Here is a 26,197-nt window from a genome sequence, read left to right as displayed (position 1 = left end):
GCAAGGACGGGCTGGCGTCCGGCTAGGAGATATGCTGCTGCCTGGCCGAGACCGGAATGAGCAGTAGCAGGCCGACGAGCAGCACGAGCATGATGCCCAGGATGCCCCAGTAGGTCTCGCCGAAGATTGTGACCGACAGCGCGAAGGCGGCCGGCGCGAGAAAGCTGACGGCTCGACCGGTCGTGGCGTAGAGCCCGAACACTTCACCCTCGCGGCCGACGGGAATGAGCCGAGCCAGAAAGGTGCGGCTGGCCGATTGGGCGGGGCCGACGAACAGGCACAGGGCCAGCCCTGCCGTCCAGAACACGATCTGCCCGCCGTCGTGCAGGAAAAACACCAGGAGGCCGCTGACCAGAAGCCCGACCAAGGCGGTCATGATGACGGGCTTCGCGCCGAGCCGGTCGTCGAGCGCGCCAACACTCATGGTCGCGATGCCGGCGACCACATTGGCCGCGATGGCGAAAATGATGACCTCGCCGGGCGAGAATCCGAAAACGGATGCCGCGAGCACACCGCCGAAGGTGAACACGCCGGCCAGGCCGTCGCGGAACACCGCGCTCGCGATGAGAAAGTACACCGCCTGGCGGCTGGTCTTCCAGAGGCGGGCAATATCGTGGCCGAGCACCCCGTAGCTTTGGAAGAAGCTGACTTTTTCGCGTCGGGCGGCCTTGGGCGCCCGATACTCCGGTACCCGCAGGAGCACGGGCAGCGCGAAGAGACCGAACCAGGCGGCTGCGAGCAACATGGAGACGCGCACGGCGAGACCGTTGTCGCCGGTCACCCCGAACAGGCCGACCTCGGGCTGGATAAAGCCGAAGTACACGATGAGCAGCAGCACGATGCCGCCGAGGTAGCCCATGCCCCAGCCGAATCCGCTGACCTTGCCGATAGTGCGCGGTGTCGACACCTGCGCAAGCATGGCGTTGTAGTTGACGCCTGCGAATTCGAAGAAGACGTTGCCGGCCGCGACCAGGAACAGTCCGAGCAGCAGGTAGCTCGGGCTTGCCTGCACGAAGAACATGCAAGCGGTCAGCGCGACGACGATGAAGGTATTCACGCCGAGCCAGAATTTGCGGCGGCCGGAAGTGTCGGAGCGTTGCCCGGTGATCGGGGCCAGTGCGGCAATGACGAGGCCGGCGATGGCCAGGGCCCAGCCGAGCTGGGCGCTGATCACGTCTTCATCGCCGAAAGACGCGCCGGTGATGTACACAGTGAAGACGAAGGTCGTGACGACGGCGTTGAACGCGGCTGATCCCCAGTCCCAGAACGCCCAGGCCACCACCCGGCCACGCGTTGGAGTGGTGGCTGCGTCTCCGGCGACAGTGTGGATCATGTGCACAATCTACTGCCCGCCGGTAAGGAACGGATGCTGCGCTGATACTGGGACCGTCGGGTCGGCATCCGCTCGGGCGAACGTCAGCTGACGCGGTAGTCCTGCAGGTAAAGGTTCGCCACCGAATCGCGGGTGATGAGTTCGGTTGGCAGCACCACGACTTCGATGGGCTGGCCGGGCTCGGCGATTTCGGCCAGCAGCTTCGTGACGGCCAGTTGGCCGATTTCTTCAACCGGGCGGGCGACCACGGTGATGCCGGGAACTATTGCCGCCGCCCACTGGCTGTCGTCGACCGTCACGAGCGAGATGTCCCGGCCGATGGTGAGGCGCCGGTTTCCGGCAACCTTCAGCACGGCCAGAGCCATGTCGTTGTTCGACGTGAAAATGATCGTGGGTGGGTTCGGTCGGTCCAGGAGCGACGCCACGGCCGCCTCGGATGACTTCGGCTTGTCCTCACAGAAGATCCAATGCTGGCTGTTGCGACGGATACCGGCGTCGGAGGCGCCCTGCAGAAAGCCTTCTGTGCGGTCCAGAACGGTCGAGATGAGATGGGTTGGCCTCTGGTCGGTCACGCCCTCGACGCTCGAGGCCGAGATGAGAAAACCCAGCCGTTTATGGCCGAGTGAAATGGCGTGGCGCACGGCTTCGCGGGTGCCGGCGAAATCGTCGGTGGTGATGGAGGTGAGCGGCGGGTCGTCCAGGCGGCGGTCAATGAGCACGATCGGTCGGCCGCCGAGCTGAGCCGGCTTTAGATGCTCGTAGCCCGCTGACAGCGACGGCACCACGATCAACCCATCGACCTGTTTCTCGAGCAGGGTCTCGATAGCTTGGCGCTCGATCGCGGTTTCTTCATCGGTGTTGGTAATGAGCACCTGGTAGCCGTGTAGTTTGGCCTCGTCCACGATGGCCTTGGTAGCGCGATCGAAAAACGCATTCGTGAAGTCAGCGATGATGACCAGACCGATGGTCTTGGTGACACCGACGCGCATCGCCCGAGCGAGTTCGTTCGGGCGGTAACCCAGCACGTCCGCCGCCTGCTCGACCCGCGCGATGGTGGAGGCCGAGGTGCGGCCGTAGCGGCCGAGCGCCCGCGAGGCCGTGGCTCGGGACACACCCGCCTCGGCGGCAACGTCGACGATTGTCGGCAGATGACTTGGCTTCGTGACGTCGTCGTCCCGCACAGTGACCCCTTTGTAAACGTGATGCAACCGTTACCTACTCGAGTTGCATTACTCATTCTCCCATTGGAATATATAGTACCAAGGTTTGCGAGAACGATCTCGCATTGGTCACGTAAGTCAAAGGAGACATTCATGAGGCGCTCATTCCGAACGATTGCAGCAGTTGGTGCAATGACGGCATTCGCACTGACCCTGGCCGGTTGCTCGACCGCAGCCACCACCGATTCCACCGATGCTGCGGCAGCGGATGAAATCACCATTGCATTCGTCATGGGCGCAGAGGCCGACCCGTTCTTCCAGGCGATGAAGGCCGGCGCAGAGGAAGAAGCCGCCAAGCTCGGCGTCACGCTCATCTGGCAGGGCGACCCGGCGAACTACTCGGCCGAGACCCAGATCCCGATCGTCGACGCGGTTCTGGCCCAGCAGCCCTCCGGCCTGGTGCTCATCCCGACCGACCCGACGGCCCTGCAGTCCTCGGTCTCCAAGGCCGTTGCCGCCGGCATCCCCGTGGTCAACGTAGACACCCACGTCGACGACCTCTCCGACGTCGTGTCATTCATCACCGGTGACAACGCCGACGGCGGCGCCAAGGCCGCTGACGCGCTCGCTACCCAGATCGGCTACGAAGACGGCGGAACCTACCAGGTTGTCGTCGGGCTCACCAGCGCCACCGCGACCACCAATGTCAGCCGCCTCGACGGCTTCACGGCCCAGATCGAAGCCGAATATCCCGGCATTGAAATCGCTGACGTCGCGTACTCCGAGTCCAACCCGGAAAAGGCCGCGACCAACGTGAACAACTGGCTCACCCGCTTCCCTGACCTGGCCGGCATTTTCGCCATTGACGGCACGAACGCCTCGGGTGCGGCTGCGGCCCTCGAATCCAAGGGCCTGGAAGGCACCATTGGACTCGTCGGCTACGACGCTTACCCCGACAACGTCGCGAAGATCAAGTCCGGCGTTTTCACCGCGCTCATCGCGCAGGATCCCGCCGCCGAAGCCCGCCTCGCCATTCAGACGCTCGTCGAGTACATCAAGACCGGTGAGACGTCGACCGAGCACGAGGTTGTCATTCCGAACGTAGTCCTGGATTCCAGCACCTCTGATGACGACTTCGCGAAGTACACCTACGTCGCCACTGAATAAGTCGTCTTCCCGGTAGCTGTAGAAAACAAAGGCAAATACATGACCAACGTCAGTCAGAGCGTGCAGAAGTCAGCGCTCTCGTCACGGTTCTCCTCCCTGGCCGCCAATCAAAGCACCATCCTGGTGGGCGTGATGATCATTCTGATCGTCGTGTTCACGGTGCTCGAACCGAAGTTCTTTTCGGTCGCGACGGCCAATAACGTCCTCACGGACTGGGGTTCCGTTGCCCTGATTGCCGTTGGTCAAACCTTTGTGGTGATCAGCGGTGGCATCGACCTGTCGGTCGGTGCCACCATCGGACTCAGCGGCGTCATCTCGGCCTGGACCATGGCCAACGTGCTCGGCCTGGACCAGACCGTCAAGGGGCAGGATGCTGCCGGCCCGCTCCTGATCGGAACCGTGGTCTCGGTCGCCGTCGGTTTGGGCGTCGGTCTGGTCAACGCATTCCTGATCAACAAGCTCAAAATCGTGCCGTTCATCGCTACCCTGGCCACGATGGGCGCGGCGCTCGGATTCTCGGTCATCATTTCCAAGGGCGCCCCCATCGGCAGCGCCAATGACTTCACTCTCATCAGCGCGATGTCGCCGACCTGGAATCCGCTCTCCTGGGCCGTGCTCTTCGTGGCCATCGTCATTGCCGTGCTGGGCCTGTTCCTGCACAAGGCCCGCTTTGGTCTGTACACCTACGCCATCGGCTCGAATGCCTTTGCGGCACGGGCAGCGGGTATCAACGTGGAACGACACCTCACCATGGTCTACGCGCTGTCCGGTGCGCTGGCCGGCCTGGCCGGCATGTACGTCTATATCCGTCTCGGCGCAGGTTCCCCCTCGTCGGGAACGGGCCGTGAACTCGACGCCATCGCGGCTGTCGTCATCGGCGGCGCGTCCCTCATGGGTGGCGTCGGCCGCATCATGGGCACCATCCTCGGCGCCCTCATCCTCTTCACCGTGCAGTCCGGCCTGATCATGATCGGTGTTGCACCGGACTGGAAAAAGGTTGTCGTGGCCGTTCTGATCGCTGCGGCGGTCGCCGCTCAGACGCTGCAGAGCAAGAACGGGAGAAAGTGACCATGGTCGGCGAAGTCATCTACGAAGTCCGGAACGTTTCCAAGCGCTACGGCTCAGTCATCGCCCTCGACGGGGCCAGCCTCAAGCTCCACGCCGGCGAAGTCGTCGGCCTGGTCGGCGACAACGGTGCCGGAAAATCGACCCTGGTCAAGGTGCTCTCGGGCGCCCACCAACCCGACGGCGGACAGATCTTGCTCGACGGGGTGGAGCGGGAATGGAGCTCGCCGCGGGAGGCCCTCGAGGCCGGGGTGGAGACTCTCTACCAGGACTCCGGTCTGGCACCGCACCTGACCGTTTCGGAAAACGTGTTCCTCGGCCGTGAAAAGGTCGTGCCGGGATTCCTGGGAAAGCTGGGGTTTCTGTCGAAGAAGACCATGGCCCGCGAGGCGCACGCTGACCTCGAGCGGGTTGGAATCGCCGTGCCGGCGTCGAACCGTTCCGTTTCTCAGCTCTCCGGCGGCCAGCGCCAGGCGGTGTCGATTGGCCGGGCGGTGTCGTGGGCGCGAAAAGTGATCATTCTGGACGAGCCCACCAACCACCTCGGTGCGCGTCAGGCGGGCGAAGTGCTCAATGTCATTCGTGCGGCCAAGGCCAAGGGACTCGGCGTTATCTTCATCTCCCACACACTGCCGCACGTACTCGAGGTGACGGACCGCATCGTCGTGCTGCGCCTCGGCCGCATCGTGATGGATGCCCCCACCACCGAGTTCGACGGTGACCGCCTGATCGGCGTGCTCACCGGTACCATCGCCACCATCAAGGTGGAGGGCGACTAACCAGCCTTCGGGCGAAAAATACGTGGACGGGTCGCACTGGTTACATCGTGCGGCCCGTTCTTCCATGTCTGCCGTCGGCGGAGCGGCATCCGCTTTGAAAGTTGAGCCACTCACACTCAACTTTCAGCCGTAGAAATTGACAGGGACGAAACGGCTCTGGAATACTTGAGCCATCGAGGCTCAAGTCTTGAGATTACTTAGCAGTTCGTTTCGCACATGATTGAAGGAGAACAACCCAGATGGCTCGTGCAGTAGGTATTGACCTCGGAACCACAAACTCGGTGGTGTCCGTGCTCGAAGGTGGAGAACCCACCGTCATCGCCAACGCCGAGGGCTTGCGCACCACCCCCTCGGTGGTCGCATTCACCAAGGACGGCGAAGTTCTCGTCGGAGAAACCGCCAAGCGCCAGAACGTCACCAACGTCGACCGCACCATCTCCAGCGTCAAGCGCCACATGGGCACCGATTGGACCGTCGCGATCGACGACAAGAAGTACACCCCGCAGGAGATCAGCGCGCGTATCCTCGCCAAACTCAAGCGGGATGCCGAGCAGTACTTGGGCGAGAAGGTCAGCGACGCCGTCGTGACCGTGCCGGCGTACTTCAACGACGCCGAGCGTCAGGCCACGAAGGAGGCCGGCGAGATTGCCGGACTCAACGTATTGCGCATTATCAACGAGCCGACCGCCGCCGCGCTGGCCTACGGTCTCGACAAGGGCAAGGAAGACGAGCTCATTCTGGTCTTCGACCTCGGAGGCGGAACCTTCGACGTGTCGCTGCTCGAGGTGGGCAAGGACGACGACTTCTCCACCATCCAGGTGCGCTCGACCGCCGGCGACAACCGCCTCGGCGGCGACGACTGGGACCAGCGCATCGTTGATCACCTGATCAAGCGCTTCAAGGAGACCACCGGCGTTGACGTGTCCAAGGACAAGATCGCCAAGCAGCGCCTCAAAGAAGCCGCTGAGCAGGCCAAGAAGGAACTCTCCTCGAGCATGTCGACGAGCATCCAGCTGCCCTACCTGTCGCTGACCGAAAACGGCCCGGCCAACCTCGACGAGACGCTCACCCGCGCCCAATTCGAGAAGATGACTGAGGACCTGCTCGACCGCACCAAGAAGCCCTTCCAGGACGTTATTCGTGAGGCCGGCGTCAAGGTCGGTGACATCGCCCACGTCGTTCTCGTCGGTGGTTCCACCCGTATGCCCGCCGTCTACGAGCTCGTCAAGAGCGAGACCGGCGGCAAGGACCCGAACAAGGGTGTCAACCCGGACGAGGTCGTCGCCGTCGGCGCCGCACTGCAGGCCGGCGTGCTGAAGGGCGAGCGCAAGGACGTTCTGCTCATCGACGTCACCCCGCTGAGCCTCGGCATCGAAACCAAGGGCGGCATCATGACGCGCCTGATCGAGCGCAACACGGCCATCCCGACCAAGCGCAGCGAAACCTTCACCACGGCCGACGACAACCAGCCGTCCGTTGCGATCCAGGTCTTCCAGGGCGAGCGTGAGTTCACCCGCGACAACAAGAACCTCGGAACCTTCGAGCTCACCGGCATCGCGCCGGCGCCGCGCGGCATTCCGCAGGTCGAGGTCACCTTCGACATCGACGCCAACGGCATCGTGCACGTGTCTGCCAAGGACAAGGGCACTGGAACCGAGCAGTCGATGACCATCACGGGCGGTTCCTCGCTCGCGAAGGAAGACATCGAGCGCATGGTGCGCGAGGGTGAAGAGCACGCCGCAGAAGACAAGCGTCTGCGTGAAGTCGCCGAGACCCGCAACACGGCCGAGCAGCTCGCCTACTCGATCGAGAAGCTGATCAAGGACAACGTCGACAAGCTCCCCGAGGACGTGAAGAATGAGGTGCAGGCTGATGTCGACGCCCTCAAGTCCGCTCTCGCCGGCGACGATGACGACGCGGTGAAGACCGCGTTTGACAAGCTCAACGAAAGCCAGGGCAAGCTTGGCGAAGCCATCTACAAGTCCAGCCAGGCGGATGCCGCAGCCGGCGCTGATGAGACCAGCACCGACGAGGCTCCTGCCGAAGAGAACAAGGACGAAGACGTTGTCGACGCCGAAGTTGTTGACGACGACGAAGACGAGAAGAAGAAGTAGGCCGTAACCATGGCTGACAAGAAACATCCAGACAACGACGCGTCCGCTGCGGGGGTGCCCGATGACGGCACCGCCGCTGCGGGCGCGGCCGCAGCTGATGCAGCATCCGCTTCTGAACCTGACAGTGCTGTAGCCGACGGTACGGCCGACGGGATCGAAGAAGACGAATTGACCGTTCAGGACATTCTGGACGCGGCGGAACGCGAAGTTGCTGAGCCGACGAGCGAACACCTCGCCGACCTCAAGCGCGTGACGGCCGAGTACGCCAACTATCGTCGGCGCACCGAAGCCAACCGGGCCATCGAGAAAGAGCGCGTGACCGGGGATATCGTCAAGGTGCTTATTCCGGTACTCGACGACATCTACCGTGCTGAGAAGCACGGCGATCTCGTGCCCGACTCGGCCTTCGCCACGATCGCAGCCAAACTGCGTTCGAGCGTTGAACGGCTCGGGCTGACCTCGTTCGGCACGGTCGGCGAACCCTTCGACCCAACCATGCACGAGGCGATCTTCCAGCAGCCGAGTGCAGCGGTCGACGTGGAAACCGTCGGCGACGTCGCGGAGACGGGGTACTACCTCGGCTCCACGCTGCTGCGCGCGGCCAAGGTCGTCGTTCAGGTACCGAGCGATGGCTAGCCAGGATTGGTTTGACAAGGACTTCTACAAGGTTCTCGGGGTATCGAAAGATGTCACGCCGGCCGAGTTGAAGAAGGCGTACCGCAAGCTCGCGCGTAAATACCACCCGGATTCCAACCCGGGGAACCCCGCCGCCGAGGCGAAGTTCAAGGAACTGAGCGAGGCGCACTCGGTGCTGGGCGATGCCGCGCAGCGCAAGGAATACGATGCCGTGCGGGCCATGGGCAGTGGGGCGCGGTTCGCCGCGCCCGGCGGCCGGGCCCAGAGCGGTGGCTTTGAGGACGCCTTCGGAGGCATGTTCGGCGGCGGAAGTCGTCAGCAAAGTTATACCTTCGAGCAGGGCGGCTTCGACGATATCCTCGGGGGTATGTTCGGCAGAGGTGGCGGCGGTGGCGGCGGCTTCGGCAACCCCACCGGCGGCTACCGCGGATCGGGCGCGCCTACCCGAGGCCGCGATGTGATCGCGTCGACGACCATCGACTTCATCACGGCTACCCAGGGCGACCAGATCAGTCTGCAGACCCAGGACGGCCGGCCGATCAAGGTCAAGGTGCCAGCGGGCGTCGCCGACGGGCAGAAGATTCGCCTGCGCGGCAAGGGCCAGCCCAGCCCCGACGGCGGAGAAACCGGCGATATCGTGCTGACGATCACCGTGCGCAAGCACCCGGTGTTTGAACGGGACGGCCTCAACCTGCGGGTGACCGTTCCGGTCACCTTCGTCGAGGCGAGCCTCGGTGCGACGATCGAGGTGCCCACCCTCGGTGGTGCCCCGGTCAAACTGCGCGTGGCCCCCGGCACTCCCGGAGGACGCGTGCTGCGGGTCAAGGGTCGCGGCGTCACCACGGCGAAGGGCACCGGCGACCTGCTCGCCATCGTGCAGGTCGCTGTACCGTCACACCTGTCAAAGGATGCGGAAGAAAAGCTCGCAGCCTTCGCCGCGGCACTGCCCAAGGAAAATCCGCGTGATGAACTGATCGCGCGAGCGAAGGGCTAGTCATGGACGAGACCACCCGGGTTTTCGTGATTTCCACGGCAGCAGAGCTTGCGGGAATGCACCCGCAAACCCTGCGCCAATACGATCGCCTGGGCCTGGTCAGCCCGGAGCGCACCCCCGGAAAGAGCCGTCGATACTCCATGCTCGACGTGGCAAAGCTCCGTGAAATTGCGTTCTTGGGCTCAGAAGGTGTGAGTCTGGAGGGCATCCGTCGTATCCTCGAACTCGAGGATCACGTGCGCGGGCTCGAAAAACGCCTGCGCGAGTTGGAATCGACGCTCGCCGACGAATTGCTGAACCGTCCGGGCCGCCGCGTTTTCGCGGCTGGCTCGGCCGGCGACGTCATTTCGATGAAGGCGGGCACCCGCACCAGACGCAGCAACCAGATTGTCATCTGGCGGCCGCGAGACCACACGTAGTTCTACAACACCTAGCTCCACGTTTCGCTTTCACAGCACGAACTGGTTGCACCGGCACCACTTTCAGGGGGAACCATGTCCGAATCGGGCACGCACGACCAGTCCGCGCCGCGGAACACCAATGATTTCGACTTCGATCGGCTGCGACGTCGCCCCGACATCGAGGCCGAGAACCTGTTCGCCGTCGACGCCAGCGACCGGCTCATCCTCGATGAGGCCGCCGGTGCGATCGCCGCCTACCGCAGCGGTGGAGTCGTCGTGCTCGAGGACCGCTATGGCGCCCTCACCCTCGGCGCCGCCGCACTGCACGATGCCCGCGGCATTCGCGTCTATCAGGACGCCCTCTCGGGCGAGTACGCGCTTGACAGCAACGCCTCCGGCGTCAACCTGACGGATGCCTACCGCTCCCTTCCGCTCGGCGAGGAACTGCTGGCCGACGCCCACGTCGTGCTGCTGCAGCTGCCAAAAAGCCTCGACGCCCTCGATGAGATCGCCGGCGCCATCGCCAAGTACGCCGCCCCCGACGTGATCGTCTTCGCCGGCGGCCGCATCAAGCACATGACCGTGAGCATGAACGAGGTGCTGCGCCGTCACTTCGGCGCCCTCAACGTGCGCCCGGCTCGCCAGAAGTCCCGCGTGCTCATCGCCTCCTCGCCGCTCACCACGTCGACGACCGACTGGCCGCACAGCGAGAAGCACGAGGACTTCGACCTCGTGGTGCGCGGCCACGGCGGAGTGTTCGCTGGAACCAGCATCGACATCGGCACCCGGGCGCTGCTCGAGGTGCTCGACCGCATGAAGCCCGATGCCGAGCGCGCCATCGACCTCGGCTGCGGCACCGGCGTGCTCGCCGCGGCGCTCGCTGCGCAGCGACCCCTGCTGCGGGTGCTCGCGACGGACCAGTCGGCCGTTGCCGTGGCATCCGCTCGTGCCACCGTCGACGCCAACGCGCTCGCCGAACGAGTCACCGTCGTGCGGGCCGATGGCCTGTCCGGCCAGGCTGATGACTCCGCCGACCTGATTCTGCTCAACCCGCCCTTTCACATCGGCGCATCCGTGCACGCGGGCCTGGCCGAGAAGCTGTTCATCGACGCGGCCCGAGTGCTTGCGCCCGGCGGCGAACTGTGGACGGTCTGGAACACGCACCTCGGCTACCGTCCGATGCTGACCCGCATCGTCGGTTCGACCCGCCAAGTCGGCCGCAACACCAAGTTCACGGTGACGGTGTCGACCGGTCGCTAGCTTTTTCGGGGCGGCTTACGGCGGGCCTAGGGCGATCTCGGCAAGCTCGATCAGTGGATGGTGACGACCGGCAGACACTGGTCTGCCGGTCTGCGGTGATACTTCGGGCGCGATCAGGCGCGTACGAGCGGCTCGCCGTTCAGAACGTCGAGCTGCCAGGCGGTCGATCCATCAGCGTGTGTGTGGTGGTGCTGCACGACGTTGAGCGAGGCGTTGGTAATGCTGCCGATGGGCTGGTCGAGCGCGTTTTCGAGGCTCAAACGAATGAGCGTGCCGTGCGCGACCACAATGATGCGCGCTCCGGGGTGCTCGCGGGCGAGGTCGCGCAGGGCGTCGATGCCGCGCGCGGCGACGGCCTGTTCGGTCTCGGCACCGTGGAACCCTCCGGGAAAACGCAGGGCATCGAGTTCGGCGCCAGCGCTCAAACCCTCGGCCGGCCCGTAGTTGCGCTCGATCAGTGCCGGGAGGCGGCGGGCCGTGTCGAGGCCGAGCCGCTCGCCGATCAGGTCGGCGGTTTCCGCAGCACGGGAGAGCGGGGACGAGACGATGAAATCCCAGTCGTAGCGTTTCAGGGGAGCGATGGCATCCGCTGCCTGACCGCGCCCCACGTCATTCAGTGGGATATCGGTGGCGCCCTGGATGCGCGCGGCGGCGTTCCAATCGGTCTGGCCGTGGCGGATGAGGGCGAAGGTCGTCGTCGTGGTCACCCGTCTATTCTGCCTTGGCCGACTGGGAGTGCGCGCCGCGCGCCAGCGGCGGCCTCGTTCCGCCATGCGGTGTGGGCCAACCGTGCGACCGCGACGATGGACCAGCCGCAGAGTGCGACGAGCAGCCCGTTGCGCGCCGTGAGCAGCAGCAGCGAAAATAGGTTGCCGTCGATCAGGGGCAGGTAGAAGATTGGAAAGATCAACGTCGTCAGGGCTGAAATGGCCAGCATCAGCACGGCGGGCACCCTCCAGGCCGCCCAGCTGCGGCCAACGCCGACCGCGACGATCGGCACCAGCCAGAGCATGTATTGCGGCGACCCGACCTTGTTGAAGACAATGAATGCGCTGACCAGGGCCAGGGAACCAAGCAGCAGCAGCTCGGCGGCATCCGCTTGTCGACGTTGAGCAATGACCATCAGCACGAAGATCGCCGCGATGGCACCGAACATGACCGGTGTCATCAGGGAGGCGACGAGACCGGCCCCGGGGCCACTCACCTCGCGGGTCGCGATGGCAAAGTTTTCGTAGATTTCCGTGTCGTGTTGGCCGAGCGAGGCCAGCCACACCCACGGAGTCGTGACCGGAGCCTCGAGCTGCAGCGCACGGTCGGTCTGTTCGGTGACGAATCCGGTGAGAAACTGCGCAGCGTCGAGCAGCCAAACGGATGCCGCCACCGCCGCCGACAACGCCGCTCCGGTCAGGACCATCGTCAGTTTTCGCGACGATACCGTGACGACCGCGAGGAAAACGGCGGCCGGCCAGACCTTGATCCAGGTGGCGAGGGCCAGCAGGAGCGCGGCGATGACCGGTCGACGCGCGAGCAGCACGAGGCCGACAATGACGATCGGTGCGGTGACTCCTTCCAGGCGTAACAGCCCGACCGGGCTCAGCAGGAACGAGCACAGCAACCAGTACCAGGCCGGCTTGTAGCCGCTGCGGCGGCGTCCCCAATCGGTCAGGGCTCCGACGGCGACGGCATTGAGCGCTGCCGTCATCAGAAACCAGAGCAATTGGTAGAGCAGCGGCCCGGCGATGCCGGCGAACGCGATCGGCAGCATGGCCCCGATCGGATACACCCAGGCCACGTCGAGGCCCTGCCAGAAACCGTTGCCCAGGCCGAGTTCGGCCCATCGTCGGTAGAGCGGGAGATCACCGAGCACCCGGCCGGTGAGGATGGTCGGGAGCAGCGCGACGAGAAAGACCGCGTGCAGGCCCAGGAACCCCAGGGCCAGAGTGCGCGGTCGTTGCAGGGTGAGACGGCGGCTCGGGGTGAGCGCCGTGGCGAGGCGGGCGTCGATCCAATCGAAGGTTCTAGACATGTCACCGTTTCTGCAGCGCGGGGTGGGGAGTCGCGGGCAGTCTAGGGGTGGCGAGTGAACTTCTGGTGACGGATGGTCATCCCTCGGGCCCAGGTTGTGGAAGCGGGCCCATGACCTATCATGGGCCCGCTTTCCGGGCCCGGGCCCCGACCGCAGGGGGTGGAGGGGGTCAGGCGAGGAGCTCTCGGATGTCGGCGGCGGTCAGGGCGGTGCCGGCCGGGGCGCCATCGGTCATAACGCTCTCGAACAGGCGGGCCTTGGTGGCTTTGAGGGCCATGACCTTCTCCTCGATAGTGTCCTTCGACACCAATCGGTAGACCATGACGTTCTTGGTCTGGCCGATGCGGTGTACGCGGTCGACCGCCTGTGCCTCGGTCGCCGGGTTCCACCACGGGTCGAGCAGGATGACGTAGTCGGCCTCGGTGAGGTTGAGGCCGAATCCGCCGGCCTTGAGACTGATCAGGAAAACCGAACTCGAGCCCTCCTTGAAGTCGCTGATGGCCTTGGCTCGATTGCGGGTCTTGCCGTCGAGGTAGGAGTAGCTGATGCCGGCTGCGTCGAGCCGGTCCCGCGCCTTGCCGAGGTACTGGGTGAACTGGCTGAAGATGAGGGTGCGGTGGCCCTCGGCGACGGTGTCTTCGAGCAGCTCCAGCAGGGCGTCGAGCTTGGTCGAGGGAACGCTGTCGTACTTCTTGTCGTACAGGCTCGCATCGAGGCTGAGCTGGCGCAGCATGGTGAGCGAGCGAAAGATCTCGAACCGGTTCGCGTTCATGTCCTCGATCAGGCCGAGCACCTTCTGGCGTTCCCGGGCCAGGTGCATGTCGTAGACCTTGCGGTGCCGCGGGTGCAGGTCGAGTTCCAGCACCTGCTCCTGCTTCTCGGGCAGGTCGCTCGCCACCTGGGCTTTGGTGCGGCGCAGCATGAAGGGACGGATGCGGCGGCGCAGCTGCGTGAGCCGCTCACCGTCGGCATCCGTTTCAATGGGCTTGCGGTAGTAGTCGGCGAAGCGGCTCGGGCTCGGGAACAGGCCGGGCGCGGTGATGGAGAGCAGTGACCACAACTCCATCAGGTTGTTTTCCATCGGCGTGCCGGTGATGGCGAGCTTGAACGCGGTGCGCAGCCGGCGGGCGCAGACGTGCGCCTTGCTTTGGTGGTTCTTCACGAACTGGGCCTCGTCGAGCAGCAGTCCGGCCCAGTCCTGAGCGTTGTATTCCTCGAAGTCGAGGCGAAAGAGCGTGTACGAGGTGATCACGACATCCGCTTCACCCATCACGTCCTGCAGGCTGGAGCCGCGCTTTCCGGCGGTCTGGGTGATGGCTGCTGTCGCCAGGTCGGGAGCGAACCGGGCGCACTCGGTGGCCCAGTTGGAGACGACGCTCGTGGGCGCGACGACGAGGAACGGCTTGCGCACGGTGCCCGGCTGCGCGCGTTCGCTGTCCCGGGCGTGGGCGATCAGGGCGATCGCCTGCAGGGTCTTGCCGAGCCCCATGTCGTCGGCGAGTACGCCGCCGAGCTGGTGGTCGTAGAGAAAGCTGAGCCAGTCGAAACCGGTCTGCTGGTAGGCGCGCAGGGTGGCGTGCACGGCCAGCGGGAGCGGGCGTTCGGCGATGGGAGCGGCTTCAGACAGGCCCTCGACGGCGCTGCGCCAGGTAGCGGCCTGTTCGGCGACCACGCCGAGCAGCTGCAGTTCGTCCCACAGGTCGGCCTGAAAACGGCTGAGGCCGAGAGTGCCGGCATTGCTCTCCTGCAGGCCACGGGCCTCTTCGATCAGGCGGCGCAGCTGCTGCAGCTCGGGCCGGTCGAGGCTGAAATAGGTTCCGCTGTCGAGGATCATCAGGTCCTGGTCGGTGGCCAGCGCTCGAAAGAGGTCGTCGAAGGGAATGTCTTCGCCCTCGATCGACACGGTGACGGCGAGGTCGAACCAGTCGCGGGTATCGGTGCTCTCGGTGGTGGCGAGGCTGATCACGGGCGCTTCGTCAGCCTCGCGATAGCTCGGCGCGTCGGCGGAGACCTGCACGATGACGCCATCTTTCGCGAGCTGGGATACGGCTTCACCGAGGAAGGTGATCATGACGGCGCCCTGCAGCTCGGCGTGCTCGAGCAGTAGGGCCGCACTGATCGGGGTTGCCGGCTGCCAGAGCTGCTCGAACGAGCTGATGGCGCGTTCGACGTCTCGCAGCGTGTCGCTCTCGCGGGTCGCGTTGCGAAAGCGGGTGTCGTTGGGTGTCGGGCGCAGCGGGTGGCGGTAGAGCACGGGGGCGGGCTCTATTTCGAAGGCGTCGGTCGGGACGGCTGCGGCCTGGTCGGTGGGCGCGACGTACTGCCACTCCCAGGCCAGGGTGATGCGGGCATCCGTTTGGTGCGTGATGGTGAGGGCGAGTTGGGGGCGAGCGGTCTTGGGCAACTCAAACGATGCGTCATGGCTGGTCAAGATTAGTTTTTGCTGAAGAAAGGGGTAGAAGTCGGTGAGGAAGGCCACCTCGTCGTCGGCCGGAATATCGAAGCCGCCGGTCACGGCCAGGGCGCGGATCTCGGAGTTCACCGTGGCAGTCAGCGGGGCGAGGATGAGCTGATTGCCGGTCGCGAGCGGGTCGGCCGGGGCGGTCCAGGTGTAGGCGCCGTGCGCCGGATCGCCGAGAAAACCGAATTCGGAGCCGCGGTGCAGCTTCTCGCTCAACACGAGCAAGGGGGTCAGCTGCAGGCCGTCATCGTCCCGCCGAATGTCGACCTCGAGCGAGGCGGGCGTGGGAGAGAGGAGGACGGGATTCTGGGCATCCGTTGCGCAGACGAGTGGCAGACCGCTCAGCTGGGCCTCGTGCAGCAGATCCCAGAGGGCCTTGTTCTCGAAGTTGTCGAGGTAGAGCCAGTGGTCGGTGTAGCTGTAATAACGCTGCCCGGTGGCCGACAGGGCGTAGAGGGCGTTCAGGATTTTGCGGTGGCCGCGGTTGTAGGTGCCGGGCGTCCAGGACAGGTTGTCCCAGGTGAGGGAGCCGCGGATCCACTTGCCCTTCTTGCCCATCACCATGGGGCGTGCGCCGAGGCGGCGAGGCCCGGTGCGGCGGTTCGGGCTGTAGACGGGATCAAGCAGGTCGAATTGCAGCGCGAGGGCCGTGCTCGTGACCGTCTCGGCGCCGCTCGGCTTCGCAAGCGGGGCCAGGGCGGCGCGCCAGGCCGGGACCGGTGGGCGAATGGGAACGACGGGGGCCGGGGTGGGCGGCTGATACGCGGTCGGTACGAAGGTCGACTCGAAGACGGGGGTGCGGCGGTCGCCGATGGCACGCACGTTGGACGCCGCGCGCTCGGCATTCAGCTCCGCGGGCGTGCTGCGGCTCGCCAGCAGCAGGGCGGCGACGTGCTTGCAGTTCCTGGCCATCGGGCAGGTGCACGTTCCGCTGGCTCGAACGGCCTGGCCGGCCGCATTGAGGGTGAACGAGACCAGCACGGTGTACGGCTGGGGACTGGTGCCGCTCACGCGTCCGGTGAGGTGTGTTCCCGACGGGGCCCAGGACTGTTCGGTGACGTGTCCGTTGCGGGCGTACCGTTCACCGCGCGAGAACGACTGGCTGCCGACGATGCGGGCGATCTCGTGAGTGCTGAGGGAATGGGCCATAGGTGAGGGAGCTCCGTAAGAAAAAGGGACCAACCCTTATTCTCTCACGCGAGCCTGAGTGGCTCAGCTCAGCGTGGTGTGTCACGGAGCTGCCTGGTGGCTAATTCAGGAAATTGCCTGAGCGGGGGGAGTTGCGCCGCATTGGTTCGGGAGCCGCGGGGTCGCTCGCCGAAATTATCCTGAATTAGCCACGATCGACGGGCGGCTCCGGCGTGCCAGGAGTGGAGATAGTGCCGGCGGCAGTGGCCTGCAGCAGGGCCAGGGCCTGCGCCTCGATGCGGGTCTGCAGCACGATCACGCTCGAGGAGCGCACGACCGTTTGGGTGGCGACGATGAGGTCGAGCACGCGCTGCACGTCGGCGTTCGACCGGGCGACGACCCGGGCGAGCATGTCGCTGTCGCCGGAGACCGTGTGCAACTCCAGAATCTCGGGAATCTTCGCGAGAGCCGCAACGACAACCGCGTGGCCAGAGTCCTGCCGCACGGTGAGCGAACAGTAGGCGGTGACCGGGTAGCCGAACTCGCTCGGGTTCAGGGTCGGCGCCCAGGATTTGATCACCCCGCGGCTCATTAGCCGGTCGAGCCTGGCCTGCACGGTTGCCCTGGCCACCTTGAGCCGCCGCGAGGCCTCGAGCACCGAGAGCTTCGGCCGCTCGCAGAACAGTGTGACGAGTCGAGCATCCAGCGAGTCGACATCCATGAGCGTGACCTTTCGGTGGTCCGGTCGGGCATCGTTGCCGAGCGGGGGTGTACCAACTGTATGGTGTTTCGTTGAAAATGCACACAATTATTCACAGAGTGTGCACTTCAAATGGTCGCTGTGGCAGACGCTCGGCAAAGTCACTAACTTTGCGGTAGCCCGCCCAGTCAACGATCAGAAGGAGCCAGCATGGCGACTCACGCCCTCGACACCCTTCCCCTGCGTTCAGGGCAGATGCAGATGCAGAGTGCGGATGTCGGCGACCTCACCCCGGATCAGCTGCGCGACCTGTATCGGATGCTGGCGAACGTGCGTCAGCTCGACCGCGATGCCGTGGCGTGGCAGCGCCAGGGTCTTATTCCCGGTTACGCGCCGATGCTCGGCCAGGAGGCAGCCCAGGTCGGTGCCGGCTTCGGCGTCGATAAGACCCGGGACTTCATCTTTCCGACCTACCGTGAGATGGGCGTGGCCTACACGGTCGGCGTGAACATGGTCGAGTACATGTCGACCCACAAAGCGATCTGGCACGGCGGGCTCTACGACCCCGGGGCCACCCACTTCGCGCCCTTTCAAGCGGTTGTCGGCGGATCCGTTCTGCACGCGGTGGGCTGGGCGCACGGGCAGACCCTGAACGGCCAGACGCTGAACGGGACGGCTGTGGTAACGGGCGGTGCAGCATCCGTTTCAACAACCGGCCTCGGCGTGGGCCTGGCCTTTCTCGGCGACGGCGCGAGCTCGCAGGGTGACGTGCACGAGGCGATGAACTTCGCCGCCATTCTGAAGGCGCCGGTGGTGTTCTTCGTGCAAAACAACGGCTGGGCCATCTCGGTGCCGACCGAACAACAGGTGGCCGGCGGCTCGGTGGCCGCACGCGCTGCCGGCTACGGCATGCCAGCCGTGCAGGTCGACGGCAACGACGTGCTCGCCGTGCTGGACGCCACCCGACGCGCGGTCGCCCACGCCCGCGCGGGCCTCGGCCCGGTCGTGGTCGAGGCGATGACCTACCGGCGCGGTCCGCACTCCACGAGCGACGACCCCGGTCGCTACCGCACCCTCGAGGACGAGAAAACCGACGGTGGCGAAGATCCGCTCAACCGGTTTCGCGCGGTGCTGCTGGCCGACAACGTGGCTGACTCTGCCTTCTTCGCCGTGGCTGACGCCGACGCCCAGGCGCGTGCCGACGAGATTCGCGACGGAGTCGTGGCCCTCGAAAGCCGGCCCGGAAGCGAAATGTTCGACTTCGTTTTTCAAGAATCAACCCCGACGCTTGGCGCCCAGGCGCGCCAGTGGAGAGAGGAATCCGAGCATGTCTGAGTCTATGAACGGCGCCATCCTCGAACTCGTGCGGGAGGCCCCGCTCCTGCAACTCTCCATGCAGCAGGCCATCAACCGGGCGCTCGGTGAGATTCTCGAAACGGATGAGCGCGCCCTCATCTTCGGCGAAGACGTCGGCGTGCTCGGCGGAGTCTTTCGGGTCACCGACGGGCTGCAGCAGCGCTTCGGCGCGAACCGGGTCTTTGACACCCCGCTCGCAGAGTCTGGCATTCTCGGCACCGCGATTGGGCTGGCCATGGCCGGTTTTCACCCGATCCCCGAGGTGCAGTTCGACGGCTTCGCCTACCCGGCCGTCAACCAGATCATCACGCAGCTGGCCCGCATGAACTATCGCAGCCGCGGACGCCTGCCGATGCCTGTGACGCTGCGGGTGCCGAGCTTTGGCGGCATCCGCGCCCCCGAACACCACGGTGAGAGCCTCGAATCGCTGTTCGCGCACGTGCCCGGACTCAAGGTCGTGTCGCCGGCCAACCCGCAGCAGGCCTACCACCTGCTCAAGCACGCCGTCTCGATGCCCGACCCGGTCATCTTCATGGAGCCCAAGGCGCGCTACTGGAACAAGGCCGGGGTCAACCTGGTCGACAACGTGGTCGGTGATGGCATCTCCGGGGGAACGGATGGCCCGCTCACCGGCCGCGCCTCCCTCGAGGGCTCGGTGATCGCCCGTCCGGGCAAGCACGCGACCCTCATCGCGTGGGGCTCAATGGTCTCCCGCTGCCTCCAGGTGGCGAAGTTAGCCGCGGAAGATGGCATCGAACTCGAGGTGCTCGATCTGCGCTGGCTGAAGCCGATCGACGAAGCGGGGCTGGCGGCATCCGTTTCACGCACGCGTCGGGCCATCGTCGTGCACGAGGGGCCGCGCACCATTGGCCTCGGTGCCGAGGTCGCCGCGCTCGTCTCGCAGAGCTGCTTCGACACGCTGCGGGCGCCGGTCGAGCGCGTGACCGGCTTCGACGTGCCGTACCCGTCTGGCGATCTGGAGGACGAGTACATCCCGAACATTGATCGAATTCTCTTTGGAGTTCAGCGAGTATTGGAGTACCGCCGTGGCTGAAATCTCTTTTCCCCTGCCCGACCTCGGTGAGGGACTGCTCGAGGCGACCGTGCTCGAATGGCTCGTCACGGTGGGTGACCAAGTCGAACGCAACCAGCCATTCGTCGAGGTTGAAACGACGAAGTCGTCGGTGGAATTGCCGTCACCCATCGCCGGTATCGTGCTCACCCTGCACGGCGAGCCCGGCGACGTGGTGCTCGTCGACACTCCGCTGATCACCTTCACGGTCGCCGACGACTCGGCCGGCATCGTCGGCACTGTGCCGGCAGAGGCCGCGCCGAAACGCCGCGTGCGCCTCACCGTCGTTCTCGACGGGGACTAGACATGCTCACCAGTTGGCGCCAGCACGAACCCGAACTCGACGCGGGCCTTGCCCCGGTGCTGCTCGTGCACGGCTTCGCCTCATCCACCGCCCTCAACTGGGAGGCGACCGGCTGGGTGCGTGACCTCGTGAGCGCCGGACGGCGCGTCATTACCATCGATCTGCTCGGCCACGGAGCGAGCAGGGCACCGCTCGAGACGGATGCCTACGCCCCCAGCCGCCTGCGCGCGGCGGTTCTCGAGGTGCTCACCCTGGCCGGCGCCCGGCCCCGCAAGGTCGGCCAGCCCGCATCCGGCGTCGACCTGGTCGGGTACTCGCTCGGCTCGCGCCTGGCCTGGGAACTCGCCGCCGAGCGGCCCGACCTGGTCAATCGCGCGGTGCTCGGCGGCATGAGCGCCGAGGACCCGCTCGCCGACTTCGACCTCGAGGCGGCCGCCCTGTTTCTGTCGGATTCCAGCGCGATCGCGCACGAGTCGACCGCCTCACTGATGACCCTGATGCAGCTCGCTCCGGGCGCGAACACCCCGGCCCTGCTGCGGCTGGTCGCCGCGATCAAGGCTGAGCGGTTCGAGCCGGGCGCATCCGTTCCGTCTCGGCCCCTTCTTTTCGTGACCGGCGACCGTGATGTGCTCGCGACCGGCACGGCCGAGCTCGCGGCGCTCGCCGCCTGCTCCGAAGTGTTGTGGCTGCCGGCCCGTACCCATATGAACGCGGTCAGCTCACGGGCGTTCAAACAAGCTGCGATCGAGTTTCTCGCCCGCTACCAGTCGTAGCGGAACGGCCCGCCCCCGCAACTAGCGGTCAGTCCGGACCCAGCAGGTTCTGCAGAGCCGCGTCTATGGCGCGCATTTTCGAGCCATTCAAGCGACCGGCGAACTCACCCAGCCGGATTTCCTGATTGACCGCTGTCAGTTGCTCGACCAACACTCTGGTCTTCGTTCCATTGATTTCGACCTCGGGGCGAAATGACGCCTCACCTCGTCGGACTGCAGGACCGGACTGCAGGACCACAGCGAACCGCGCCCCAGTTTGCTCGTGTCCACGAGGGTCACTAGGCGTCTTCAGGCGGTAGAGGTCGCCACGCACGAAAAGCGTCCAGCTCGGCCGCAAGTTTGCGAGAAGCGGTGACGTCTTCCGGATCGTTCCGGAGCGCTTCGGACTCGGCCCGGAGTCGAGCGCGGCGGTGAGTACGTTCAGCCTCCATGATCGCCATCCGAGCGGGACAGTCCGTCACCGGTCAGCGCTGCTAGAGCCCGTTCAGTTTCTAGGTCAGTGCGTATCGTGAGCGAAGTCTTGCAACAGTTTGTACTCCAAGAGAACTTGCATATTTGCGTTCGTTTCGTCTCCCGTGCCACCGTTCAGCTGATGATCCACAAGTATCCGCAGTTGTGAACGGCGCCGGGTGAATGCGGATACTCTGGCGCCGTACCACAGCACGTGGCTCCACCACCGTGCGCTCTCTGCGCCCTGTTCGCACTTACGCTGACGACACCGGGATTGCGGATAGCGGGAGTGTTGAGCAGCGGAGCCATCGCGCCCTGGTCGCTCATAGCCTGGGTTCTGCGGCGGCGAATTGCCCGAAGGGCATTCAGTCAGACGGCTAAGTTAGCTGCCGCGGGGCGTTCTGGCTCTATAAACCGAGTGCGAGGCGAATGCCCGCGCCGATCTCGGCGAGCAGGTACGCAGGTACATGCCCGGCGGGATAGGGGTCGAGGAATTCCCGGCTGATCGGACCGACCTGAGAGACAATGGCGACGGAGTCCTTCTCAAGTCCGGAGGCCTCGGCGGGTATCAGGACGTTCCCCGGGAATGCTTCCAGTCCCGTGTTCGACGTCAACGGGACGACCTGTACCGTGGCGATGTTCGTGGCCAACAGCCAGTCCTCCTGAACAACGACCGCAGGGCGAACTTTCGCCGGTTCGGAGCCGCGGGACGACCCGAAATCGACCCAGACGACATCCCCGCGCGCCGAGTCGATAGAACTCCGAACGGTTCATGCCGTGCTTGCCCGCGATGCGCTCGAAGCGCTCGAAATCGCCATCGGGAACCGAGATCGCAGTCTTCATGACGCAAGTCATAACCCGTCATACCGTCTTCGTGTGTGACGCGTGGTGCTCAATCTGGTGGACTGCATCCGCTCAAAATGGTGTGCCAGTGAAGATGCGCTGGAGGTCCAACCGGACCACGGCCTGCTCTTCGTCACCAAGGTCGTTATAGACCGCCTGTCCGGCTCAGACGCCGCCGAGCCAGCCGCGATTGAGTCCCTGACCCTAGAAGCGCCGCCCGGCCTGCGCAATTCCGCAGGGCCGAACCCGCGTTCCTTGCCGCCGCCGACTACCCGAGCAGCGCCCGGTCGTCGAGGGACGCGCCCTTGATCTTCGCGAACTCAGCGAGCAGGTCGGGCACCGTCATGGTGGCCTTGCGCTCGGCGTCGACGTCGAGAATGATCTGGCCCTCGTGCATCATGATGAGTCGGTTGCCGAGGCGCAGCGCCTGTTCCATATTGTGCGTGACCATGAGCGTGGTCAGATGGTGCTTCTCGACGATGCTCTGGGTGAGCGTCGTGACCAGCTCAGCCCGCTGCGGGTCGAGGGCGGCGGTGTGCTCATCGAGCAGCAGGATGCGTGGCTGAGTGAAGCTCGCCATGAGCAGTGACAGCGCCTGCCGCTGGCCGCCTGAAAGCAGTCCTACCCGGGCCTTGAGCCGATTTTCGAGGCCGAGCTCAAGCGAGAGCAACTCCTCGCGAAAGAACGCCCGACGCTTGTGGGTGACGCCCCAGGCGAGCCCGCGACGCTGACCGCGGCGCAGCGCGAGCGCAAGGTTTTGTTCGATGCTCAGGTCGGGCGCTGTGCCGGCCATGGGATCCTGGAACACCCGGCCGACGTACGCGGCGCGTGCGTAGTCGGGCATCCGCTTGACAGAACTGCCATCGATCGACAGGTCGCCGGAATCAATCGGCAGCTTGCCGCTGATCATGTTGAGCAGGGTGGATTTGCCGGCGCCGTTGCTGCCAATGACGGTGACGAAATCACCGGTTTTCAGCTGCAGTGATACGTCGTTGAGGGCGACGCGTTCGTTGATTGTGCCGGGAAAGAAGGTCTTGGTGATGTTCTGAATGAGCAGCATGAGACTCCTAAGTGGCTTTGCTGTAGTTGGCACTGCCGGCGGCGGAACGCATCTGGCGCAGCGAGGGGATGTGTTTCAGGAAGCCCCAGCGCGGCAACAGCAGCGCTGCGACGACGAGCAGCGCCGAGATGAGCTTCATATCGTTCGGGTTGAGGCCGGCGCCCAGGGCAAAGAAGATCACCAAGCGATAGATGACGGCGCCGCCGATGACGGCGAGCGAGGCGAGAAAAATGGTGCGACGCCCGAAAACGGCCTGGCCGACGATGACGGAGGCGAGTCCGACCAGAATGAGGCCGATGCCCATGCTGACGTCGGCGAAGCCCTGGTACTGCGCGATGAGCGCGCCGCAGAGCGCGACAAGCCCGTTGGAGATCGCGAGGGTGAGAATCGTCGTGCGGTGCGTATTGACGCCGAGGCTGCGGATCATCTGCTCGTTGTTGCCGGTCGCCTGAATCGACAGGCCGAGGTCGGTACTGAGAAACCAGTCGATGGCGAACTTGATGATGAGGGCCGCAACGGCGAAGATCAGGATGCTCCAGGCTCCGCCGAGCAGACCGGCGTCACGCAGCGGCGTCATCATGGTGTCTTCGCGCAACAAGGGCAGATTGGATTTGCCCATGATGCGCAGGTTGATCGACCACAGCGCGATCATGGTCAGGATGCCGGCGAGGAGGCCGTCGATACGCCCCTTGGTATAGAGCACACCGGTGACCAGACCGGCCACCGCTCCCGACGCCGCCCCGGCGAGGGTGGCGAGGGGAGCGGGCACACCATTGATAATGAGCGACGCGGCTACCGCGGCCCCGGTCGTGAAACTTCCGTCGACGGTGAGGTCGGGAAAGTTGAGGATTCGAAACGTCAGGTAGACACCCAACGCCATGATTCCGTAGAGCAGGCCGAGTTCGAGAGCCGCATTCATCTGGTTATTCCTTCGGATATGAGGAGCGGTTGTTATTCGATGATTCGGTCGGCCTTGGCGATGAGTTCTTCGGTGAGGGTCACTCCCATGCGCTCGGCAGCGGCCGGGTTGAGGATGAACTCGATCGTGTCGAGGGTTTCAACGGGCATATCGCCCGGGTTCTCCCCGTCTTCGAGGATGCGGATGGCCATCTGGCCGGTCTGGTAGCCGAGGTCGGTGTAGCTGATGCCGTAGGTCGCGATGGCGCCACGCTCGACCTGGCCGTTTTCGGCACCGAACAACGGAATCTGGTTCGACTCGGAGTACTGGATGACGGCTTCGAGGCCCTCGGTGACACGGTTGTCGGTGGGAATATAGATGGCGTCGACATCGCCGAGCGATACGGTGGCCTGGGCGACCTCGCTTGAGTTGGTGACGGTGGCTTCCTTGATGGTCAGGCCCAGGTCCTTAGCAGCCTCCTTGGCGAGCTCAACCTGCACGTCGGAGTTGACCTCGCCCGAGCTGTAGATGATGCCGACCGTCTGGGCGTCTGGCAGAATCTCCTGGATCAGTTCGAGCTGTTCCTTGACCGGGTTCAGGTCACTAGTACCACTGATGTTGCTGCCCGGCTTCTCCCAGCTCTCGACCAGTCCGGCTTCTTTGGGCTCGGTCACGGCGGTGAACAGCACGGGAATGTCGATGATCGTCTGCGCGGCGGCCTGCGCGGTGGGCGTGGCGATCGCCAGCACGAGGTCGACCTTGTCGGCGGCAAACTTAGCAGCGATGGTGCTCGCGGTGGCCTGCTCACCCTGCGCGTTCTGCTCGTCGAACTCAATGTCGGTGCCCTCGACGTAGCCGGCGTCCACGAAGGCCTGCTTGAAGCCCTCGCGGGCGTCGTCGAGCGCCTGGTGCTGCACGATCTGGCTGATGCCGATCGTGATCATGTCGTCTGAAGCGGATGCTTCCGGCTCGCTCGCCGCGCATCCGCTGAGTGCGAGGGCGCCCGCGGCGACCAGGGCGAGACCGGATAAAGATCTGGTGTGTTTCATGCTGGAAATTCTCCTTTGAATTTATGCTGATACGGCACGCAGGAATCTGCGGCCGGACGGTTAGGGGTTAGACGGTTGCGGGCGCGAGGGCGGCTGCCGCGGCGACCAGGAATCGGTCGTTTTGCTCGGCCGTGCCGATCGTCACGCGCAGTCCCTCGCCGGGGAAAGCCCGGGCCAGAATGCCTTCGGTGATGAACACGGCGTTCACCCGGTCGGTGTCGTCGCCGGTGCGGAGCCAGACGAAGTTTCCCTGCGAGTCGGTTACGCGCCATCCGCTCGCCTGCAATGACCCGAGCACCCGGGTGCGTTCGGCCACGATCTGGTCGATGCGCACGGTCAGCTCGGCCTCCGCGTCGAGGGAGGCGAGGGCCGCGCGCTGGGCGAGCGCGGTTACGCCGAACGGCAGGGCCACCCGGCGCAGGTTGGCCGCGATAGCGGTCGGTGCGATCGCGTAGCCGATGCGCAGGCCGGCCAGGCCGTACGCCTTGGAGAAGGTGTGCAGCACGGCCACGTTGGGGTAACGGCGAAAGAAATCAATGCCAACAGCGGAGGAGGCGTCACGGTTGAAGTGCACGTAGGCCTCGTCGACGACGACCAGCACGTTCTCGGGGACCCGGGCCAGGAACGCGTGCAGTTCCTCGCTGGTGACGAAGGCGCCGGTCGGGTTGTTGGGGTTGCAGACCAAAATCAGTCGCGTCTGCGCGGTGATGGCATCGGCCATAGCGTTCAGATCGTGGCACTCATCGCTCGTGAGCGCGACCGGCACCGGCGTCGCACCGGCGACCTGCACCAGAATCGGGTAAGCCTCGAATGACCGCCAGGCGAAGATGACCTCGTCACCGGCCCCGGCGCTCGCGTGGATGATCTGGGATAGCACCTCGACCGACCCGGCACCGAAGGCCACGTTGTCGCTCGAGACGCCGAACCGGGCCGCAATACGGTCGGTGACTTCGGCGACGGCCATGCTCGGGTACAGATGAATCTCCCCGAGAGCGGATGCGATTGCCTCGGTCACCGAGGCGAGCGGCGCAAACGGGTTCTCGTTCGAGGAGAGCTTGAACGCTCCGGAATCGCCCGCTGCGGTGCCCTGCTTGTACGCGGGCAGTCTGCTGATGGCTTCGCGTTGCTGCACCATAACTTTTCAACCTCAACTCGGGACGGGTGTGCC

General features: G+C 65.0%; 24 protein-coding genes. 12 read left to right on the top strand and 12 right to left on the bottom strand.

Annotated elements, in window-relative coordinates; translation table 11 throughout:
• Positions 1–22: 22 nt before the first annotated feature.
• Positions 23–1,333, bottom strand: coding sequence for an MFS transporter (locus E3T41_RS06190; protein WP_092447968.1), 1,311 nt, complete (start codon positions 1,331–1,333; stop codon positions 23–25).
• A gap of 83 nt (positions 1,334–1,416) precedes the next feature.
• Positions 1,417–2,514, bottom strand: coding sequence for a LacI family DNA-binding transcriptional regulator (locus E3T41_RS06185; protein WP_166791503.1), 1,098 nt, complete (start codon positions 2,512–2,514; stop codon positions 1,417–1,419).
• 132 nt (positions 2,515–2,646) lie between these two features.
• Here E3T41_RS06185 and E3T41_RS06180 point away from each other — a divergent pair, with 132 nt between their 5' ends.
• The 8 genes from E3T41_RS06180 (at position 2,647) to E3T41_RS06145 (ending at position 10,909) form a co-directional block, all read left to right on the top strand.
• Positions 2,647–3,660 (top strand): substrate-binding domain-containing protein, encoded by a 1,014-nt coding sequence (locus tag E3T41_RS06180; RefSeq protein WP_158251677.1) that lies wholly within the window; start codon positions 2,647–2,649, stop codon positions 3,658–3,660.
• Positions 3,661–3,699: 39 nt separating this feature from the next.
• Positions 3,700–4,728 carry an ABC transporter permease gene (locus E3T41_RS06175; protein WP_092447965.1) on the top strand — a complete coding sequence of 343 codons (1,029 nt, stop codon included), beginning with the start codon at positions 3,700–3,702 and terminating at the stop codon, positions 4,726–4,728.
• 2 nt (positions 4,729–4,730) lie between these two features.
• A complete protein-coding gene (locus E3T41_RS06170) occupies positions 4,731–5,504 on the top strand; it encodes an ATP-binding cassette domain-containing protein (RefSeq protein WP_092447964.1) in 774 nt (257 codons plus the stop codon).
• Between the two features lie 239 nt (positions 5,505–5,743).
• The gene (gene dnaK, locus E3T41_RS06165; RefSeq protein ID WP_092447963.1) at positions 5,744–7,618 is read left to right on the top strand and encodes a molecular chaperone DnaK; all 1,875 of its coding nucleotides are present in this window, start codon (positions 5,744–5,746) and stop codon (positions 7,616–7,618) included.
• Between the two features lie 9 nt (positions 7,619–7,627).
• Positions 7,628–8,254, top strand: coding sequence for a nucleotide exchange factor GrpE (locus tag E3T41_RS06160; RefSeq protein WP_092447962.1), 627 nt, complete (start codon positions 7,628–7,630; stop codon positions 8,252–8,254).
• The gene (locus E3T41_RS06155) at positions 8,247–9,248 is read left to right on the top strand and encodes a DnaJ C-terminal domain-containing protein (protein WP_134477767.1); all 1,002 of its coding nucleotides are present in this window, start codon (positions 8,247–8,249) and stop codon (positions 9,246–9,248) included. Before E3T41_RS06160 ends, E3T41_RS06155 begins: the two co-directional genes overlap by 8 nt.
• 2 nt (positions 9,249–9,250) lie before the next feature.
• Positions 9,251–9,667, top strand: coding sequence for a heat shock protein transcriptional repressor HspR (locus E3T41_RS06150; protein WP_092447960.1), 417 nt, complete (start codon positions 9,251–9,253; stop codon positions 9,665–9,667).
• Between the two features lie 75 nt (positions 9,668–9,742).
• Entirely contained in the window at positions 9,743–10,909 is a 1,167-nt protein-coding gene (locus E3T41_RS06145; protein ID WP_092447959.1) for a class I SAM-dependent methyltransferase, read from the top strand.
• A gap of 113 nt (positions 10,910–11,022) precedes the next feature.
• Here E3T41_RS06145 and E3T41_RS06140 read toward each other — a convergent pair whose 3' ends face one another.
• The 4 genes from E3T41_RS06140 to E3T41_RS06125 form a co-directional block, all read right to left on the bottom strand.
• Complete coding sequence (locus E3T41_RS06140) at positions 11,023–11,616, bottom strand: histidine phosphatase family protein (protein ID WP_241991048.1); 594 nt, start codon at positions 11,614–11,616, stop codon at positions 11,023–11,025.
• Complete coding sequence (locus E3T41_RS06135; protein ID WP_134477765.1) at positions 11,613–12,935, bottom strand: glycosyltransferase 87 family protein; 1,323 nt, start codon at positions 12,933–12,935, stop codon at positions 11,613–11,615. Before E3T41_RS06135 ends, E3T41_RS06140 begins: the two co-directional genes overlap by 4 nt.
• A 169-nt stretch (positions 12,936–13,104) precedes the next feature.
• Entirely contained in the window at positions 13,105–16,545 is a 3,441-nt protein-coding gene (locus E3T41_RS06130; RefSeq protein WP_134477763.1) for a DEAD/DEAH box helicase, read from the bottom strand.
• Positions 16,546–16,729: 184 nt separating this feature from the next.
• Positions 16,730–17,245: an Lrp/AsnC family transcriptional regulator gene (locus E3T41_RS06125; protein ID WP_092447955.1), complete on the bottom strand. Its 516-nt coding sequence runs from the start codon at positions 17,243–17,245 to the stop codon at positions 16,730–16,732.
• A gap of 234 nt (positions 17,246–17,479) precedes the next feature.
• Here E3T41_RS06125 and E3T41_RS06120 point away from each other — a divergent pair, with 234 nt between their 5' ends.
• The 4 genes from E3T41_RS06120 to E3T41_RS06105 are packed head-to-tail and all read left to right on the top strand — an operon-like array spanning position 17,480 to position 20,729.
• Positions 17,480–18,559, top strand: coding sequence for a thiamine pyrophosphate-dependent enzyme (locus tag E3T41_RS06120; protein WP_092448186.1), 1,080 nt, complete (start codon positions 17,480–17,482; stop codon positions 18,557–18,559).
• Positions 18,552–19,634 (top strand): alpha-ketoacid dehydrogenase subunit beta, encoded by a 1,083-nt coding sequence (locus E3T41_RS06115; RefSeq protein WP_134477761.1) that lies wholly within the window; start codon positions 18,552–18,554, stop codon positions 19,632–19,634. Before E3T41_RS06120 ends, E3T41_RS06115 begins: the two co-directional genes overlap by 8 nt.
• A complete protein-coding gene (locus E3T41_RS06110) occupies positions 19,627–19,956 on the top strand; it encodes a biotin/lipoyl-containing protein (RefSeq protein WP_092447953.1) in 330 nt (109 codons plus the stop codon). The genes E3T41_RS06115 and E3T41_RS06110 overlap by 8 nt, the downstream gene beginning before the upstream one ends.
• A gap of 2 nt (positions 19,957–19,958) precedes the next feature.
• Positions 19,959–20,729 (top strand): alpha/beta fold hydrolase, encoded by a 771-nt coding sequence (locus E3T41_RS06105; protein WP_104132993.1) that lies wholly within the window; start codon positions 19,959–19,961, stop codon positions 20,727–20,729.
• A 28-nt stretch (positions 20,730–20,757) separates the two neighbouring features.
• Here E3T41_RS06105 and E3T41_RS06100 read toward each other — a convergent pair whose 3' ends face one another.
• From E3T41_RS06100 to hisC, 6 genes are all read right to left on the bottom strand, one after another.
• On the bottom strand, positions 20,758–21,042 hold the full coding sequence (locus tag E3T41_RS06100) for a type II toxin-antitoxin system PemK/MazF family toxin (RefSeq protein ID WP_134477759.1): 285 nt from the start codon (positions 21,040–21,042) through the stop codon (positions 20,758–20,760).
• A gap of 544 nt (positions 21,043–21,586) precedes the next feature.
• Entirely contained in the window at positions 21,587–21,934 is a 348-nt protein-coding gene (locus E3T41_RS06090; RefSeq protein ID WP_092447951.1) for a type II toxin-antitoxin system PemK/MazF family toxin, read from the bottom strand.
• 356 nt (positions 21,935–22,290) lie between these two features.
• Positions 22,291–23,082, bottom strand: coding sequence for an ABC transporter ATP-binding protein (locus tag E3T41_RS06080; RefSeq protein ID WP_092447950.1), 792 nt, complete (start codon positions 23,080–23,082; stop codon positions 22,291–22,293).
• A gap of 7 nt (positions 23,083–23,089) precedes the next feature.
• Entirely contained in the window at positions 23,090–24,001 is a 912-nt protein-coding gene (locus E3T41_RS06075; protein WP_092447949.1) for an ABC transporter permease, read from the bottom strand.
• Between the two features lie 32 nt (positions 24,002–24,033).
• Positions 24,034–25,029: an ABC transporter substrate-binding protein gene (locus E3T41_RS06070; RefSeq protein WP_092447948.1), complete on the bottom strand. Its 996-nt coding sequence runs from the start codon at positions 25,027–25,029 to the stop codon at positions 24,034–24,036.
• A gap of 67 nt (positions 25,030–25,096) precedes the next feature.
• Positions 25,097–26,164 (bottom strand): histidinol-phosphate transaminase, encoded by a 1,068-nt coding sequence (gene hisC / locus E3T41_RS06065; protein WP_134477757.1) that lies wholly within the window; start codon positions 26,162–26,164, stop codon positions 25,097–25,099.
• Between the last annotated feature and the right edge of the window lie 33 nt (positions 26,165–26,197).

The organism is Cryobacterium sp. Hh38, assembly GCF_004403235.1.
Taxonomy (GTDB): domain Bacteria; phylum Actinomycetota; class Actinomycetes; order Actinomycetales; family Microbacteriaceae; genus Cryobacterium; species Cryobacterium levicorallinum.
The sequence above is the reverse complement of the archived record's forward strand: the minus strand, read 5'-3'. Positions and strand labels throughout refer to the sequence as shown.

What these genes read in the sequence shown, in the direction of transcription:
- E3T41_RS06160 (WP_092447962.1), top strand. Translation starts at nt 7,628, where the DNA reads ATGGCTGACAAGAAACATCCAGACAACGACGCGTCCGCTGCGGGGGTG.
- E3T41_RS06120 (WP_092448186.1), top strand. Translation starts at nt 17,480, where the DNA reads ATGCAGATGCAGAGTGCGGATGTCGGCGACCTCACCCCGGATCAGCTG.
- dnaK (WP_092447963.1), top strand. Translation starts at nt 5,744, where the DNA reads ATGGCTCGTGCAGTAGGTATTGACCTCGGAACCACAAACTCGGTGGTG.
- E3T41_RS06145 (WP_092447959.1), top strand. Translation starts at nt 9,743, where the DNA reads ATGTCCGAATCGGGCACGCACGACCAGTCCGCGCCGCGGAACACCAAT.
- E3T41_RS06070 (WP_092447948.1), bottom strand. Translation starts at nt 25,029, where the DNA reads ATGAAACACACCAGATCTTTATCCGGTCTCGCCCTGGTCGCCGCGGGC.
- E3T41_RS06180 (WP_158251677.1), top strand. Translation starts at nt 2,647, where the DNA reads ATGAGGCGCTCATTCCGAACGATTGCAGCAGTTGGTGCAATGACGGCA.
- E3T41_RS06130 (WP_134477763.1), bottom strand. Translation starts at nt 16,545, where the DNA reads ATGGCCCATTCCCTCAGCACTCACGAGATCGCCCGCATCGTCGGCAGC.
- E3T41_RS06170 (WP_092447964.1), top strand. Translation starts at nt 4,731, where the DNA reads ATGGTCGGCGAAGTCATCTACGAAGTCCGGAACGTTTCCAAGCGCTAC.
- E3T41_RS06105 (WP_104132993.1), top strand. Translation starts at nt 19,959, where the DNA reads ATGCTCACCAGTTGGCGCCAGCACGAACCCGAACTCGACGCGGGCCTT.
- E3T41_RS06155 (WP_134477767.1), top strand. Translation starts at nt 8,247, where the DNA reads ATGGCTAGCCAGGATTGGTTTGACAAGGACTTCTACAAGGTTCTCGGG.
- E3T41_RS06150 (WP_092447960.1), top strand. Translation starts at nt 9,251, where the DNA reads ATGGACGAGACCACCCGGGTTTTCGTGATTTCCACGGCAGCAGAGCTT.
- E3T41_RS06135 (WP_134477765.1), bottom strand. Translation starts at nt 12,935, where the DNA reads ATGTCTAGAACCTTCGATTGGATCGACGCCCGCCTCGCCACGGCGCTC.
- E3T41_RS06190 (WP_092447968.1), bottom strand. Translation starts at nt 1,333, where the DNA reads ATGATCCACACTGTCGCCGGAGACGCAGCCACCACTCCAACGCGTGGC.
- E3T41_RS06080 (WP_092447950.1), bottom strand. Translation starts at nt 23,082, where the DNA reads ATGCTGCTCATTCAGAACATCACCAAGACCTTCTTTCCCGGCACAATC.
- E3T41_RS06175 (WP_092447965.1), top strand. Translation starts at nt 3,700, where the DNA reads ATGACCAACGTCAGTCAGAGCGTGCAGAAGTCAGCGCTCTCGTCACGG.
- E3T41_RS06125 (WP_092447955.1), bottom strand. Translation starts at nt 17,245, where the DNA reads ATGGATGTCGACTCGCTGGATGCTCGACTCGTCACACTGTTCTGCGAG.
- E3T41_RS06115 (WP_134477761.1), top strand. Translation starts at nt 18,552, where the DNA reads ATGTCTGAGTCTATGAACGGCGCCATCCTCGAACTCGTGCGGGAGGCC.
- E3T41_RS06075 (WP_092447949.1), bottom strand. Translation starts at nt 24,001, where the DNA reads ATGAATGCGGCTCTCGAACTCGGCCTGCTCTACGGAATCATGGCGTTG.
- hisC (WP_134477757.1), bottom strand. Translation starts at nt 26,164, where the DNA reads ATGGTGCAGCAACGCGAAGCCATCAGCAGACTGCCCGCGTACAAGCAG.